This is a genomic window from Streptomyces sp. NPDC050610, from assembly GCF_040654875.1.
GTDB lineage: Bacteria > Actinomycetota > Actinomycetes > Streptomycetales > Streptomycetaceae > Streptomyces.
On sequence record NZ_JBFAIV010000008.1, the window covers coordinates 154,679 to 168,876 of the forward strand.

At 74.3% G+C, this 14,198-nt stretch carries 11 protein-coding genes; 5 read left to right on the plus strand and 6 right to left on the minus strand.

Annotated features, from left to right (window positions below; all coding sequences use genetic code 11):
* Positions 1–86: 86 nt before the first annotated feature.
* The 4 genes from AB0I22_RS12950 to AB0I22_RS12965 all read right to left on the minus strand — a co-directional run bounded on the left by AB0I22_RS12950 (position 87) and on the right by AB0I22_RS12965 (position 5,310).
* Complete coding sequence (locus tag AB0I22_RS12950; protein ID WP_363130783.1) at positions 87–1,439, minus strand: AAA domain-containing protein; 1,353 nt, start codon at positions 1,437–1,439, stop codon at positions 87–89.
* Positions 1,436–3,133 carry a hypothetical protein gene (locus AB0I22_RS12955; RefSeq protein ID WP_363130784.1) on the minus strand — a complete coding sequence of 566 codons (1,698 nt, stop codon included), beginning with the start codon at positions 3,131–3,133 and terminating at the stop codon, positions 1,436–1,438. Before AB0I22_RS12955 ends, AB0I22_RS12950 begins: the two co-directional genes overlap by 4 nt.
* 61 nt (positions 3,134–3,194) lie before the next feature.
* Positions 3,195–4,394 carry a hypothetical protein gene (locus tag AB0I22_RS12960; protein ID WP_363130904.1) on the minus strand — a complete coding sequence of 400 codons (1,200 nt, stop codon included), beginning with the start codon at positions 4,392–4,394 and terminating at the stop codon, positions 3,195–3,197.
* Complete coding sequence (locus AB0I22_RS12965) at positions 4,375–5,310, minus strand: phosphatase PAP2 family protein (protein ID WP_363130785.1); 936 nt, start codon at positions 5,308–5,310, stop codon at positions 4,375–4,377. Before AB0I22_RS12965 ends, AB0I22_RS12960 begins: the two co-directional genes overlap by 20 nt.
* Before the next feature lie 318 nt (positions 5,311–5,628).
* On the opposite strand from AB0I22_RS12965, the gene AB0I22_RS12970 reads away from it, so the two are divergent.
* Positions 5,629–6,222, plus strand: coding sequence for a histidine phosphatase family protein (locus AB0I22_RS12970; protein ID WP_363130786.1), 594 nt, complete (start codon positions 5,629–5,631; stop codon positions 6,220–6,222).
* Between the two features lie 66 nt (positions 6,223–6,288).
* Here AB0I22_RS12970 and AB0I22_RS12975 read toward each other — a convergent pair whose 3' ends face one another.
* Entirely contained in the window at positions 6,289–7,653 is a 1,365-nt protein-coding gene (locus tag AB0I22_RS12975) for a tetratricopeptide repeat protein (protein WP_363130787.1), read from the minus strand.
* A 431-nt stretch (positions 7,654–8,084) separates the two neighbouring features.
* Here AB0I22_RS12975 and AB0I22_RS12980 point away from each other — a divergent pair, with 431 nt between their 5' ends.
* Both AB0I22_RS12980 and AB0I22_RS12985 read left to right on the plus strand, forming a co-directional pair.
* Complete coding sequence (locus tag AB0I22_RS12980) at positions 8,085–8,612, plus strand: hypothetical protein (RefSeq protein ID WP_363130788.1); 528 nt, start codon at positions 8,085–8,087, stop codon at positions 8,610–8,612.
* A gap of 138 nt (positions 8,613–8,750) precedes the next feature.
* Complete coding sequence (locus AB0I22_RS12985) at positions 8,751–9,620, plus strand: fused MFS/spermidine synthase (protein ID WP_363130789.1); 870 nt, start codon at positions 8,751–8,753, stop codon at positions 9,618–9,620.
* Positions 9,621–9,761: 141 nt separating this feature from the next.
* Here the strand turns inward: AB0I22_RS12985 and AB0I22_RS12990 are convergent, their stop codons facing one another.
* The gene (locus AB0I22_RS12990; protein ID WP_363130790.1) at positions 9,762–11,327 is read right to left on the minus strand and encodes a GH1 family beta-glucosidase; all 1,566 of its coding nucleotides are present in this window, start codon (positions 11,325–11,327) and stop codon (positions 9,762–9,764) included.
* Between the two features lie 853 nt (positions 11,328–12,180).
* Between AB0I22_RS12990 and AB0I22_RS12995 the strand changes: the two genes are divergently transcribed.
* Together AB0I22_RS12995 and AB0I22_RS13000 are read left to right on the plus strand one after the other, a co-directional pair.
* Positions 12,181–13,227 (plus strand): LacI family DNA-binding transcriptional regulator, encoded by a 1,047-nt coding sequence (locus AB0I22_RS12995; protein ID WP_363130791.1) that lies wholly within the window; start codon positions 12,181–12,183, stop codon positions 13,225–13,227.
* A 148-nt stretch (positions 13,228–13,375) separates the two neighbouring features.
* Complete coding sequence (locus tag AB0I22_RS13000; RefSeq protein WP_363130792.1) at positions 13,376–14,155, plus strand: class I SAM-dependent methyltransferase; 780 nt, start codon at positions 13,376–13,378, stop codon at positions 14,153–14,155.
* The last annotated feature ends 43 nt before the right edge of the window (positions 14,156–14,198 follow it).

Below are 14,198 nucleotides of genomic sequence, written 5' to 3' on the forward strand. Positions count from 1 at the left end.
GGCCGGCACCTCGCGTCGCACCAGGCCCGTACCCTCCGCCTGACTCGCGCACCGCACCGTTCCCGCGTGCCCCAGGAGCTCACCGCTCAAGGGCGCCAAGAGACGCGGTGTCCGGACCAGTGGTCCCACGTGGCGCACATCGCCTCCCAGCCGTCGGGGAACTTGACCGCCACCCCCAACTGCACCGGTTCCGCCGAGGGGTGGTCGTCCAGCAGCTCGGCCACCCCCGCCCGGCACACCACGATGCACGCGTGCCGGTGGCGCGAGGCCAGTACGCACAGCCGCCCGGTCTCCAAGTGGAACGCCGTGGCGTCGGGTCGGCCCGACAGCGGATGCAGCATCACCGTCACGTCGAACTCGCGGCCCTGGAGCCGGTTCGCCGTGTCCACCGCGACCCCGGACACGCCCAGCTCGGCCAGGGCCGCCCGGACGGCCGCGGCCTGGTCGCGGTGGGCGGTGCCCACCGCGAGGCGGCCGGGGGTCAGCGGCACCGGGTCCGGCGAGCGCTCGCTGACCGCCGCCGCGCCCCGGTCCAGCAGCCGCCGGATCACCAGCGCCACGGCCCGTACCGCCTCCGGGTCCGTGCGCGGGGTGCTGCGCGCGGGCAGCTCCAGCAGCCCCCACCCCGCTTCCGCCGCCTCGTCCAGCACCCGGTCCGGCCCCGAGCCGTCGGAGCGCACGCCGAAGGAGAGCCGCCGCTCGCCCGGACCCGTACCGCTGCGGAAGGGCGTGTACGGGTAGAACGCGTCCGAGACCAGCGGCGCGGCCGAGGCGGGCAGCCGCCAGGAGACAGGGAGCCGGTGCTGCGGCAGGCCGGGGTTGTGGGCCAGCAGCGTGGACACCGCGCTCGCGGACGGGTCGTACGACAGCCCCGCCCACTGGGCCGTGCCGTCCGTGCCCACCACGCTGAACGGGTCCAGCTGGCCCGGATCGCCCACGAACAGCGCCCGTTCGAAGAGCCCGGCCACGGCCAGCAGCGCGTCCGAACGCATCTGGTACGCCTCGTCCACGATCGCGTGCCGCCACGGCTCGACGCCCTTGGTGTGCGCCCACTTGGCGGCCGTGGAGATCACGACGTCGAGCCCCGCGAGCGCCGCGGCCTTCGGCGACTTCACGACGGACGGGTACGCGTCGAGGGCCGGGTCGTAGGGGTGCGGGTCGTTGCTGTGCAGCCGGCCCACCGGCAGCTCCGGGTCCTGGCTCGCGATCCGGTCGACCAGGTCGTCCACCTGGGCGTTGGTCTGCGCGACGATCATCAGCGGGCGCCCGGCGGCGGCCAGTTCGCGGGCGGCCCGCACGACGAGCGTGGACTTGCCCGCGCCGGGCGGGGAGTCCACGACCACGCCGCGGTGCGAGCCGTGCAGGGTGTCGTGCAGGATCGCGTCCGTCGCGGCGCCGGCCGCGGCCCCGGGGTCGAACGCGGCACGGGAACCGGTCACAGGAAGTCCTCCGAGGTCACAGGATCGGGCCGCTCGGGCGCGGGTACGGGCGCGGGGCCCGTACCCGCGAGGTCGGCTGCCTCCCCAGCAGCGGCAGGCGGGCCGCCGTGCGTCCACGGCGTGCGCTCCGGGTCCGGCAACTCGGGCCCGCCGCGCGGCGCGTGCTCGAAGAGCGTCCAGCACACACGGTCCCCCTTGTCCGGGACCGAGCCGGGCTCGGGGACCTTGCCGCGCCCCATGCCGCCGGTCAACTGGACGACCAGCGCGCCCGGTTCGTACCCCGCGAACTCGGCGGTCTGCGTCTTGCCGTCGGCCAGCGCCCGGTAGAGCTTGGCGCGCTCCTCCAGATACGGGCGGTCCTCCGTCCGGACCGTCAGCAGCGGGCGCGGGCGCGGTACCTTCGCCTCCGAATAGGCCATCAGCACGTCGGTCACCTCGCCCGCGAACGCCTCACCGGCCAGCCGCCGGCCGGCCATCACCAGCGGATCGTCCAACGCCTCCTGCGCGTCCAGCTGCGCCTGCGCCGTCTCCCGCGCCGACAGCTTCTGCGCCGCCGTCACCGCGTCGTCCCGCTTGGGCTGCGGCGGCTCCCCGGCCCGTACGCGGTCCCGGTGAGCCGTGTACGACCAGCGGTCGCGCTTCCAGCGGTCGGCGACCCGGCCGCCCTCGGGCAGCGCCCGGAGCAGATCGAGCCCGTGCCACACGGCGTCCCACGTCGGCCGCAGCTGGGACGCCACCAGCTCGCGCACCTCGCGGTCGGCGGCGCCCAGCGCCTCGTGCGCGGCCCGCTGCCGGGCGCGCGCCGAACCCGCGCGGCCCGCACAGGGCGCCGTGCCCGCCGCCGGGTTCCCCTCGAACCGGCCGCGCGCCGCGTCCAGCACCTCCGCGCGGGCCGCGTCGTACCGCGCGATGGCCGGAGCGAGCCGCTTGTTGTCGAAGACCGGGTCGGTGGCCGGACCGGCGGGCGGCGTGGTCAGCAGGCCGTCCGGCCCGCGCTCCAGCTCCGCCCGCAGCGCCGCCCGCGCGCCCGTCATCCCCTCGGGCGGGTCTATCCAGGCGAGCAGCGCGCCCAGATGCTGGTCCTCCAGGTTGCTCTGGCCCGTCGCCCAGTGCCGGGCCAGCACCTGCGTCATCGGCAGCAGCAGGGACGAGCCGGGCACCCGCGCGCGCTCCCCGAGGTGCGTCAGCCAGCGGCCGAGCAGCGGTACGCGCGGGGGAGCGGGGTAGGGCGTGTCAGGGTCCTGTTCGGCGGTCCGCCGGAACCGCATGGACCGGCCCAGCAGCCGTACGTACTCCACGCCGGCCGCGCTCGGCACCAGCAGCTGGGGCGCGTCCGCGCACAGCTCGACCTCGACCTTCACCTTCTTCCCGGTCTCCGGGTCCGCCTCGGAGCGCTCGGCCGCCTCGACGTCGTCGGCGTACGCCTCGAAGTGCGGCAGCACCGCGTCGGCCAGGTCGGCGAGGAACGCGAACCGCAGGTCCCGGTCGCGCGGCTGCGCCACGACCAGCAGCCGGGGCGACTCCCGGTCCGTCCCCACCAGCGCGCCCAGCGGCGCGCCCGCCTCACCCGCGGTCGTGAGCGGCACCAGCACCATGGGCCGCTCGGCCAGATGCCGGTGGCGCACGGTCGCGCCGGGGCGCGCGTGCCCGTCCCGGGCGGCCTCCATCCGCGCCAGCGTGCTGATCAGCGACATGTGCCCTCCTCACGGGCCTCACGGACCTCACCGGCCTTACGGGCCTCACGGGCGGACGGCGTCAGCCGCATCCCGCACCTCCCGCCACCAGCGCCTCCGCCCGCAGGGCCGCCGCGCGGCGCAGCGCCCCGACAGCGGGGTCGTCGGCGTCGCCCGCTTCCCCATGGGCGGCGGCGAGAACCGCCTCCACGGTGGTGAGATCGCCCAGTTCGCCGCGCACCCCGCGGCCCAGGGACTCCACCGCCCCCGCCGCGCGGGTCCGCTCCCGGCAGTGGAAGGCCAGCTCACAGACGGCCAGGCAGTCCGGCGCGTACGCCGCGTCGACCGACTCGACAGCCGCCAGCAGCTCCTCGGCGGGCCGGGTCGCGGTCCGGCCGTCCGCGGTGAGCCGCAGATCGAAGGTGGTGCCCTCGGGGAGGGCCGCGGCGAGCGCCTCGACGCGGGTCAGCCGGGACAGCTGCCGACGGGTGGTGGCGAGCTGCTTGCGGATGTCGACGAGCTCGGCCGCCGGCACGTTGGAGAAGTCCTTGGGACACACCAGCAGCACTTGACTGCATACGCGGTCCGCGCCGCCGCCCGCCCGGTCCGCGCTCTCGCCCCCGGGCTCCTCTGCCCCGCCGCCGGACCGCTCCGCACCGCCCGCGTGCCGCTCCGCCAGGTCCCCCAGCGCCAGTACGTACACGGCCGCCTGCCGCGCCGCCGCGCCCACCTTGGCCGCGTCGGCGGAGCCGTCCACCATGGGGAAGGACTTGATCTCGACGACGGTCCAGCCGCCGTCGGGGTGGACCACGACCGCGTCCGGTTCGAGGTAGGCGGGGGAGCCCGCGACGGTGAGGGCCAGCATCGGGTGGTCGAGGAACGCCCACTCGCCGGCGGCCGACGCCTCCCGGAGAGCCAGCTCCGTACGGGCCGTGCGGCCCTCGGGACCGACGGCCGTCAGGTCGGGGGCGGCGACCGGACCGGGGCCGGGTGCGGGGGAGCCGTCCCCCAGGCGCTCATGGAGCAGCCGGACCAGCTCGGCCCCGCCGTCGGCCTTGACCTTGGCCTCGAAGGAATTGCCGCGCGCGAGCGCGAACTGCGACTGGCCGAACGTGGCGGGCGCCCCCAGAGCGCCGGCCAGCGCGCCCTTGTCGACCCCGGCGCCGTCCAGCAGCGCGCGGCGGCCGCAGCCGGGGTTGGCGGCCAGCGCCGCCAGCGCGCGGGCGTCGAGCGGGCGCGGGGCGCAGCCCGGCCCGCGCAGCTCAGCGAGCCGCTGTCGCAGCGCTGTCGGCGCGGGCGTCGCCGTGGCTGTCGGCGACGTCGGCCCGGGCCGGCTGTCGAGGGAACCGTTCACCTGCCGAAGTCTCGCACCCGCCACTGACAACTGCCCCAGCCGCATGGGTTTCACCAGGTGATCCGGTGTGTGGGGCGGTGCGGGAGATGCGCGGCAAGCGGTTGCGGACACGTTCGGCGAGCCGCAGCGCGGGCTTGGCCAGCAGCAGCCCGACGCCCATCACGGCGATGCCCGCGACGGCGTCCAGCAGGTAGTGGTTGGCGGTGCCCATCACGACGATCGCGATGCCCAGCGGGTAGGCGACGCCGGCGATCCGCGCCCAGCGCCCGCGCCCGTACCGCCACAGCACGACGCCGCACCACAGGGCCCACCCCACGTGGAGGCTCGGCATGGCCGCGTACTGGTTGGTGAGCCCCCCGAGGCCGCGCGGCGCGCTGGCGTCCCCGCCCCACCAGCCGTACGACCCGTACTGCGCCATGGTGTCGACGAACCCCTGGCTCGCCTCCAGGAGCCGCGGCGGGCTCGTGGGCAGCAGCGTGAAGCCGACGAGACCGATGAGGGTGGCGATCATCAGCCAGGCGCGCAGGAAGCTGTAGTTCGCCGGGCGGCACTTGAAGACCCATATGAGGATCGCCGGGGTGACCAGGTAGTGGAGCGACGCGTATGCGAAGTCGGCGGGTATGCCGAACAGGGCGTGGTGGGTGAAGAACCGATTGAGCGGATGTTCCAGGTTTATCCGCAGAACCTTCTCTATATGGAGGATGGACAGCCCGTGGTCGACGGCGTCGCTCACCTCGCCCCGGGCGAGCAGCCGGCCCGCCGAGTACAGGACGTACACCACGGCGATGAGGGGCAGCTCGGTCCACCAGCGAGGCCGCTTCCCGAGTGCGGGGGTGTGGGACATCGCGACGCTCTCCTGTGTTCTGGCGGCCAAACAAGCGCGCATGCAACCGTACGGTGTACGCGGAATCCGCCGCACACCGCCCTTCGACTTCCTGTCAACACGGCGTTCGCCTGCGGTTATGTCCGCGGTCGTGGCGTGTGAGGGACATGTGAGATAGGAGACGCCGCCACCGGCCCCGCGGTTGCCTCCGCGGCCGGTGCGCGATGATGGAGGGCGGAGAGGACGCATCTGTCGGGAAAACCAACGAAATGTTGGCTGAAGCAACGGCAGAAGCGGCCGCCGAAGCACCCGACGAGATCGATGGAGAGGTCCCCTCACATGGCACCGCGCATCCTGCTGGCCCGGCACGGACAGACGCAGTGGTCGCTGTCCGGGAAGCACACCGGCCGCACGGACATCCCTCTCGTCGAAGAGGGACGGCACGGCGCCAAACTGCTCGGCGAACGGCTGCGCCACGAGCCCTGGAACGAACTGCCGGGCGTCGAGGTCCGTACGAGCCCCCTGGCGCGCGCCAAGGAGACCTGCGAGATCGCGGGCTTCGGCGACCGCGCGCAGGACTGGGACGCGCTCATGGAGTTCGACTACGGCGCGTACGAGGGCATGGCCCCCGACGAGATCAAGGCCGCCCGCCCCGGCTGGCTCATCTGGCGCGACGGCGTCCCGGAGGGCGAGACGCTGGCGGAGATCGCCGCCCGCGCGGACGAGGTCACCGCCTGGGCCCGCTCCGCCGACCGCGACGTCCTGGTCTTCGCCCACGGCCACCTGCTGCGCGTACTCGGCGCGCGCTGGCTGGGCCTGGAGCCGTCCTTCGCGGCCCGCATACGGCTCGACCCGACCTCCCTGTCCGTCCTCGGCTGGGCCTACGGCGAACCCGCGATCGAGCGCTGGAACGACACCGGCCACCTGGGCTGACCGGAGCGACGGTTTCGGCCCCTCAGAACGGCCCTCGACCCCTCACGAGGAGCGTCCCTCCGCCCCTCACGACGAGCGTGCCGCGGCGTCGTGCCGGGCGAGGAAGGCCGCCACCGGAGCGCTGCGACGATGGGGGCGGAGCGTACCGGCCATGCCGGCGAGCATCGCGCGGATACGGGCCGACTGGACCCCCTCCAGCAGGTCCAGCACGCGCCCGCCCGCCGAGGCCGCCTCCTCCAGCGCGCCGCAGCCCGCGAGATCGCCCGCCAGCTCCGCCGTGAAGAGCGCGATATTGCGGGTGAAATGCGGATCCTGCGCCGCCACGGCCCGCCGCGCCTGTTCGGCCGCGCGCGGCCAGACGCCCAGCGCCGACCAGCACTGCGCCTCCAGCCCCGCCAGCTCGGCCTCCCCGAAGAACGACATCCACTCGGGGTCGGCGTCGCGGACGCCCCGCCCGTAGAGCCGCTGCGCCCGCCACAGCGCCTCCTCACAGCCCCGCCGGTCCCCGAGCCCGGCCCAGCCCCCCGCCTCCCGCAGCGTCAGCAGCGACAGCAGCCGCGGCGACGCCAGCTGCCGCGCCGCGCGCTGCGCCGCCTGCGCGGCCCGTACGGCCTCGCGCGGGCGGCCCGCGTCACGGGCGAGAAAAGCGGTGTTGGCGAACGCGTGCGCCTCCAGCGCCGGATCGTCCGCCACGCGCGCGATCGCCAGCGCCTCCGAGTAGAGCGAGCGGGCGTCGGCGAAGCGGCCCGAGTCGTGCGCCAGCCAGCCGACCGAGATGGCGAGCTCGCCCGCGCCCGAGTACAGCCGGTCGGCGAGCGGGCGACGCCCCGTGCCGCGGTCCAGGAGCCCGTACGCGGCGCGCAGCGGCTGCGCGGCACGCCGGTAGAGGACGTCGGCGCCGTGCCGGTCGTCGAGCAGGCGGATACGGCGCACGGCCGCTTCGACGGCACTGGCCTCCGGCTCGCCGACCCGGTGAGCGGCGACAGGCGCGGGGGCCGGAACGGACGCGCTGCCCGTACCGCCTGTCAGGAACGCGTGCCGCAGCACGTCGTGTGCTGTGGGCGGGCCGGGAGTCGCTAAGGGGGGCGGCGCGTCCGTCGGGTCCGGCGCCCGCCCGGCGCCCGGCCTGGGAGCTCGCCCCCGTACCGCCTCACGCGGTGAGAAGCCCATCTCCGTCAGGGAGAGCCCGGGGAACATATGGCGGAACACTCGCTCGTAGGCGTAATTCGGGCAGCGGATGGCACCGGACTCGACCCGCCCGACATAGCGGGCGTCGCAGGAGACCTGTTCGCCGATCTCACGGGCGGCACGCCGCACCGCCGCCGCGAACTCGGCCGGCGAGCGCCGTCCGCGAAGCCGCCGGAAGGCGGTGTTCGGACGGCTCGCCGCCGCCGTCGAAGCAGCTGAGGCGGGTGCGTCGCGCGGCGCCATGGCCGGCCCCTCTCCGGGTGAGTGCCGTTTCGTGCGGAGGGCCGGACGGTGCTGCTGTGCTGGCGTGCTCACGGAAAAAGACCGTACCTGCTGTGATGGGTCGGCTACAGCCGGTTTGACTACTAGCCGGATATCCCATCAGTCATCCGCCATGAAATGCCATCCTTTGCGGCGACGCGGTGCCGTAGCCATTGACGCGTTCCGGCGTTGAACCCGGTGTACCGGAGCACACGCACAGCAGCGCGGCGGAGGAGGGGTTTCCCTTGACGGAAGCCGGATCGGGCATCGGGGACTCGCAGGCGGGCGCGGTCGTACGGACGACAGGCGACCGGACGGCGGCGCGGTACGCGTCAGCGGCGCGCACGACGCCCTCGCACCTATCACCTCCGCAGGGGACACCCCGGCCGGCGGGGCCGCCGCAGGCTTCGCCGGTGGGGCGGAACCCGTCACAGTCCTCGTCGCAGTCCTTCTCCGCGCCCCAGTCGTCGTCGCCACAGTCCTCGTCGCAGTCCCTGTCCGCGTCGCAGCATTCGGCCGCCGAGGAGGAGTGCGGGCGGCGGGGCCGCGGCCCGCGACCGGCCCCGGAGGCCGGGGCCGAGGCGGACCGGCAGTGCGACCTCGTGACCGTCCCGGCCCGTCAGGGGCTGGAGGCCGTGGACATCCTGCGGCTGCGCGTCGGCGTGGGCCCGGTGCTGCACGACGGCGACTACGACACCCTCGGCTTCCTCGTGCCGCCCGGCACCGCGGACGGGTGGGACCTGCCCGGCAGCGCCTGCACGCAGACGTACGAGGGCGGCGCGCGTACGAGCCGCTCCGAGCCCCCCGTCACCGGCACCGGCTGGCTGGTGCCGCCGGACGCGGCCTGTACCGAGGCCACCGACCCGGCCGTGCTGCGGGCCGCGCTCGGCGAGGCCGCGCGCACCATCGAGGCCGTCGAGCGCAGCAGCCGCCCGAGATAACCGGCCCCCGGCCACGGCCGGGCCGCCCTGGACGTGGGCTTCCGGCCGGCCCGGGGCCCGGCACCACCGGCATCCGGTCGTGGCCCCGCCGCCTGCCCCTGTCGGCAGGACAGCGGCGGTGCGGGCGATACTGGTGGGGTGGCGAAGGACAGACGGAAGCAGGGGCGCGGGCGGGCGGCGGAGCCGGTCTCCGAGGCCGTCGACGGCGGGCTCGCGGAACTGGTGCCCGACCGTGAGCGCCCCCGCGCCCGTACGCTCCTGATCGACGGCGCGCCGCAGTCCCACGTGGACCTCGACGACCCCGCCTACCTCGATTTCGCCTACCAGCGCAGGCTCGGCCACATCGCCGACCTGGCGGCCCCCAAGGGGCGGCCGATCCAGGCGGTGCACCTGGGCGGCGGAGCGTTCACCCTCGCCCGCTACATCGCGGCGACCCGCCCCCGCTCCACCCAGCAGATCGTCGAACTCGACGCGCCGCTGGTCCAGTTCGTCCGTCGAGAGCTGCCCCTGGAGAGCGGCTGGCGCATCAGAGTGCGTGGCGGCGACGCGCGCGCGGGGCTCGCGAAAGTGCCGGAGGGCTGGGCGGACCTGATCATCGCTGACGTCTTCAGCGGGGCCCGCACGCCCGCGCACCTGACCAGCACCGAGTTCGTCGGCGAGGTGCGGCGGGCACTGCGGCCCGGCGGCTGCTACGCCGCGAACCTCACGGACGGGCCGCCGCTCGCCCACCTGCGGTCCCAGATCGCGACGGTGCGGGAGGTCTTCCCCGAGCTGTGCGTGACCGCCGACCCGGCGGTGCTGCGCGGTCGGCGGTTCGGCAACGCCGTGCTGCTGGCCTCCGACCGCGAGCTGCCGGTCGCCGAACTGACCCGGCGCGCGGCCACCGATCCGCAGGCGGGGCGGGTCGAACACGGACGGGCGCTGATGGACTTCACCGGCGGCGCGGCGCCGGTCGGCGACGCTGACGCGCAGCCCTCCCCGGCGCCGCCACCGGCCGTCTTCCGCTGAACCGGCCTGACGCCCGACGTGCGTGCCGGCCCGACGTGCGTACCGGCCTGCTGTGCCACCGGTGCCCGATCGCGTCGCTCAGAATTCAGAGATCAGAACTCAGAACTCAGAACTCAGAATTCTGAGCTCAGATATCAGAGCTCAGAGAGGTTGCTCCGCGACCTCGCCCGCCGTCGCTCCGCCGGGCCGTTCACCGCTCGCGGTCTCGGGCACGTCGGGCACGCCGGGCGCTTCGGGTGTGTAGGCCGCGCCGGGTACATCGGGTGCGTCGGGCGCGTCGTACATCCCCGGCACCTCCGGCAGCAGTTGGCTCGTACGGGCCAGCCGGGCGTACCAGTGCGCGCTGGACTTGGGTGTACGGGCCTGGGTCGCGTAGTCCACATGGACCGCGCCGAACCGCTTGCTGTAGCCGTACGCCCACTCGAAATTGTCCAGCAGCGACCACAGGAAGTACCCGCGTACGTCCGCGCCGTCGCCGATGGCGCGGTGCACGGCGTTCAGATGGCCGTGCAGGTACGCGATCCGGTCCGGGTCGTGCACCGCGCCCTCGGGGTCCGGCTCGTCGTCGTAGGCGGCGCCGTTCTCGGTGACCATCAGCGGCAGGCCGGGGGCCTCGCCGGAGAAGCGCATCAGCAGGTCGTACAGGCCGCTCGGGTCGACGGACCAGTCCATGGCCGTGCGCGTGCCGGGCGGCTGATGGAAGGCGACGTCGTCGGCGCCGGGCCAGGGGTTGTGCTCGCCCGCGCCGTGGCCGTCGGCTCGCGGGGCGCGATTGTCAGTGGCGGCTGATACCACTGAGGGCGTGTAGTAGTTGATGCCCAGCGCGTCGAGGGGGTGCTTGATGACGGCCGGATCGCCATCGCGTACGAACGACCAGTCCGTGAGACCCGCCGTGTCCGCGATGAGGTCTTCGGGGTACGCGCCGTGGAGCATCGGCCCGGTGAAGATACGGGTCGCGAGCGCGTCCACCCGCCGCTGAGCGTCGAGATCCTCGGCCGACTGCGAACGGGCTCTGACGGCGCTCGGGTTGAGGGCGACGGAGAGCTGCGCGTGCGCGGGGAGGGCGGCGCGCAGCGCTTCGGCGCCAAGCCCGTGCGCCAGGTTGAGGTGGTGCGCGGCGCGCAGCGCGGCGACCTGGTCCGTACGGCCGGGGGCGTGCACCCCCGCGCCGTACCCCAGGAAGGCGCTGCACCAGGGTTCGTTGAGGGTCGTCCACAGTTCGACGCGGTCGCCGAGCGCCTGCGCGACGAGGTGCGCGTAGTCCGCGAAGCGCCGGGCGGTCTCGCGCTCCGGCCAGCCGCCGGCCGTCTCCAGCTCCTGGGGCAGGTCCCAGTGGTAGAGGGTCAGCATCGGCCGGATGCCGTGCGCGAGCAGCTCGTCGACGAGCGCGCTGTAGAAGTCGAGGCCGCGCCGGGAGGCGGGGCCCCGGCCGGTGGGCTGTACGCGCGGCCAGGAGACGGAGAAGCGGTAGGCGTTCAGGTCCAGTTCCGCCATGAGGCGCACGTCGTCGCGCCAGCGGTGGTAGTGGTCCACGGCGACGTCCCCGGTGTCGCCGCCGAGGACCTTGCCGGGGACGCGGCTGAAGGTGTCCCAGATGGAGGGCGCGCGGCCGTCCTCCTGTGCCGCGCCCTCCACTTGGTACGCGGCGGTCGCGGCGCCCCAGAGGAAGCCGTCGGGAAAGCTTGCTGTCTCGGGCTCTGACGTCATGGAAGCGCTCCCATAGTCGAGGTGAAGAAGTGGTGAGGTGAAGAGAGTCGAGGTGTGTGCCCAGGTGCGCTCGGGCGGGTTCGGGCGTGTGCAGGCGCGTTTCGGGTGTGTTTCGGGTCTGTTCGGTCGCAGGGGAGTTGCGAGGCGGGATGAGTTGGAAGGGGCGGAGGGGGTAGCGGGTAGTGAAGTGGCGGGGTAGCGGGGCAGTGGGATTTCGGGCGGTCTGAGAGGAGTCGGGTGGCGGCTGGGACGGACTGGGGACTGGGTCGTAGCCGGGCCGTGGAACGGGGCCCGGCGGCGCGCCGCGCGGTGCCGACGCGACACGCGTGCGGTACCGAACAGCGCTTCGGCCATGATGACGGCCCGAGCGGGTACGTACCCGCGGGCGGGCCCGCTGAGTGCGGCCCGCGTCGCCGGATTCTCTTCGGCCGGCGACCGGCGGCGGGCGGCCCGGAGTGCATCGGCCGCTACGGGTGTCGGGCGCATCTGGTACGCCCGATCCATCTCGCCCATCGCGTCCACTCACTCACCGGGCGCCCATCGGGCCCGGAAGATCGCCGTCATGGTGGCTCGCCGGGGCTTCAGGCGTGCCGCTCTGATCAACTACTGTTCCGTACCGATGCGTTGTGTGATGCGGGGCGCATTGGGGTATGGGTGGTTCGGGTACTGTGGGAGCGCTCCCAGTCGTGACGCGGCGAAGAGTCGCCGCAGCCTGGCGGGGTGACGGCGGTGACTCCGCGACCACCCTGGCCGCTGTGCCGCGGCCACGGTGACCGAGGCGGCAGCGGCGACGGCGGTGGTAGCGGTAGCAGCGGTTCTTTGGGATGCGGCGCGACTTCCAGTGGAGGCAGACATGACAGCGACCGGTGGGACCACACGACGTGGCGCGCGGCGCGCCACGCCCACCCTGGAGGCGGTCGCGGCCCGGGCCGGCGTCGGACGCGGCACGGTCTCGCGGGTCATCAACGGTTCACCGCGGGTCAGCGAACGCACCCGCGCCATCGTCGAGCAGGCCGTCGCCGAGCTCGGATACGTGCCGAACCGCGCGGCCCGCGCCCTCGCGGCGGGCAGTTCCGACGCCATCGCGCTCGTCGTCCCCGAACCCGAGACGCGGCTCTTCGCCGAGCCGTACTTCTCCGACGTCATCCGGGGCGTCGGCGCCGAACTCGCCGACACCGACATGCAACTGCTGCTCACCCTCATCCGTACGCCCAAGGAGCGGAAACGCTTCGCCGACTACCTCGCCGCGCACCGCGTCGACGGGGTGCTCCTGGTGTCCGTGCACGCCGACGACCCGCTGCCCGACCTGCTCGAAGAGATCGAGATGCCCGCGGTGCTCAGTGGCCGCCGCTCCGCCCGCGAAACCGTCGCCTACGTCGACTCCGACAACGTGGACGGCGCCCGGCAGGCCGTCGCCCACCTCCACTCCCGGGGCCGGCGCGCCGTGGCGACCATCACCGGACCGCTCGACATGTACGTGGCCCAGTGCCGCCTCGGCGGCTACCGCGAGGGGCTCGCGGCCGCGGGCCACGCCCCCGACGACCTCCTCGTCGCGACAGCCGACTTCACCGAGGAGGGCGGTCGCCGCGCCATGCGCGAACTCCTCGACCGCAGGCCCGGCCTCGACGCCGTGTTCGCCGCGTCCGACGTGATGGCCGCGGGCGCCCGCCAGGTGCTCCGCGAGTCCGGCCGCCGGGTCCCCGACGACGTCGCGCTCGTCGGCTTCGACGACTCCGCCGTCGCCCGCCACATGGACCCGCCGCTGACCAGCGTGCGACAGCCGATCGAGGAGATGGGCCGCACCATGGCGCGCGTACTCCTGCAAGAGATCGAGGAACGCACGGCGGACCGCCCCCAGGTGGTGCTGCCGACGCAACTGACGGAGCGCGAATCGTCCTGAGTCCGGAGCGTCCACCCCTGACTCGTCTACCCCTGACTCGTCTACCTCCGACTTCTGAGCCGGGGGAGCGCGAGGCGGCCGCGATGATGGCATGCGGAGGGGGCGGAGGGGGGTAGTTGACCGCCGGCGGCATCGCTACGGTGACCGGATGGATCAGGGTGAACGGCTGCTGCATGCCTCGTCGTTCGGCGCGGCGGCGGTCGCGTACGCCGAACACCGCCCCGACTACGCGCGGGCCGCCGTGGGCTGGGCGTTCGAACCCGCGCCCGGCCCGCGCGTACTCGACCTCGGCGCCGGAACCGGCAAGCTGACCGCCACGCTGATCGCGTCGGGCGCCGAAGTCATCGCGGTCGAACCCGACCCGGCGATGCTGACCGAGCTGCGCCGCTCGCTGCCGGCCGTCCGCGCCCTGTCGGGCAGCGCAGAGGCGATACCGCTGCCGGACGCGTCCGTCGACGCCGTGCTGGCCGGCAACGCCATGCACTGGTTCGACATGGCCGTCGCCGGACCGGAGATCGCCAGGGTCCTCGCACCCGGCGGCACCCTGGCCGGCCTGTGGAACGTCATGGACGACGGGACCGAGTGGGTCGCCGGGCTCGCGCGGGTCGGCGGAAGCGCGGCTGTCGGCCCGCGCGACACGCCCGCGGGCTGGCGCGCGGAGACGGCCGGCATGCACCTGCCGAACACCGGCGGGGCCGCCCGGTTCAGCTCACCGCAGCAGGCCGAATTCCCGCACGGGCAGCGCCGCACCGCCGACTCCCTCGTAGCGACCCTCGCGACGCGCGCGGGGCTGCTGGTCATGCCCGAGCGGGAACAAGAGGCCGCGCTGGGCCGGATCCGCGGCTACCTCGCGAGCAGAACGGAGACCGTCCGCGGCGAGTTCATCCTCCCGATGCTGACTGCCGTGCTGCGCGTCCAACGGCTGTGAACGCCATCGGCCGCCCGACACGACACGCCGCACGCCGCCCACC

Excerpts from the sequence above, each read along its gene's own strand:
- AB0I22_RS12955 (WP_363130784.1), bottom strand. The coding sequence starts at position 3,133 with ATGTCGCTGATCAGCACGCTGGCGCGGATGGAGGCCGCCCGGGACGGG.
- AB0I22_RS12965 (WP_363130785.1), bottom strand. The coding sequence starts at position 5,310 with ATGTCCCACACCCCCGCACTCGGGAAGCGGCCTCGCTGGTGGACCGAG.
- AB0I22_RS12970 (WP_363130786.1), top strand. The coding sequence starts at position 5,629 with ATGGCACCGCGCATCCTGCTGGCCCGGCACGGACAGACGCAGTGGTCG.
- AB0I22_RS12975 (WP_363130787.1), bottom strand. The coding sequence starts at position 7,653 with ATGGCGCCGCGCGACGCACCCGCCTCAGCTGCTTCGACGGCGGCGGCG.
- AB0I22_RS12990 (WP_363130790.1), bottom strand. The coding sequence starts at position 11,327 with ATGACGTCAGAGCCCGAGACAGCAAGCTTTCCCGACGGCTTCCTCTGG.
- AB0I22_RS12995 (WP_363130791.1), top strand. The coding sequence starts at position 12,181 with ATGACAGCGACCGGTGGGACCACACGACGTGGCGCGCGGCGCGCCACG.
- AB0I22_RS13000 (WP_363130792.1), top strand. The coding sequence starts at position 13,376 with ATGGATCAGGGTGAACGGCTGCTGCATGCCTCGTCGTTCGGCGCGGCG.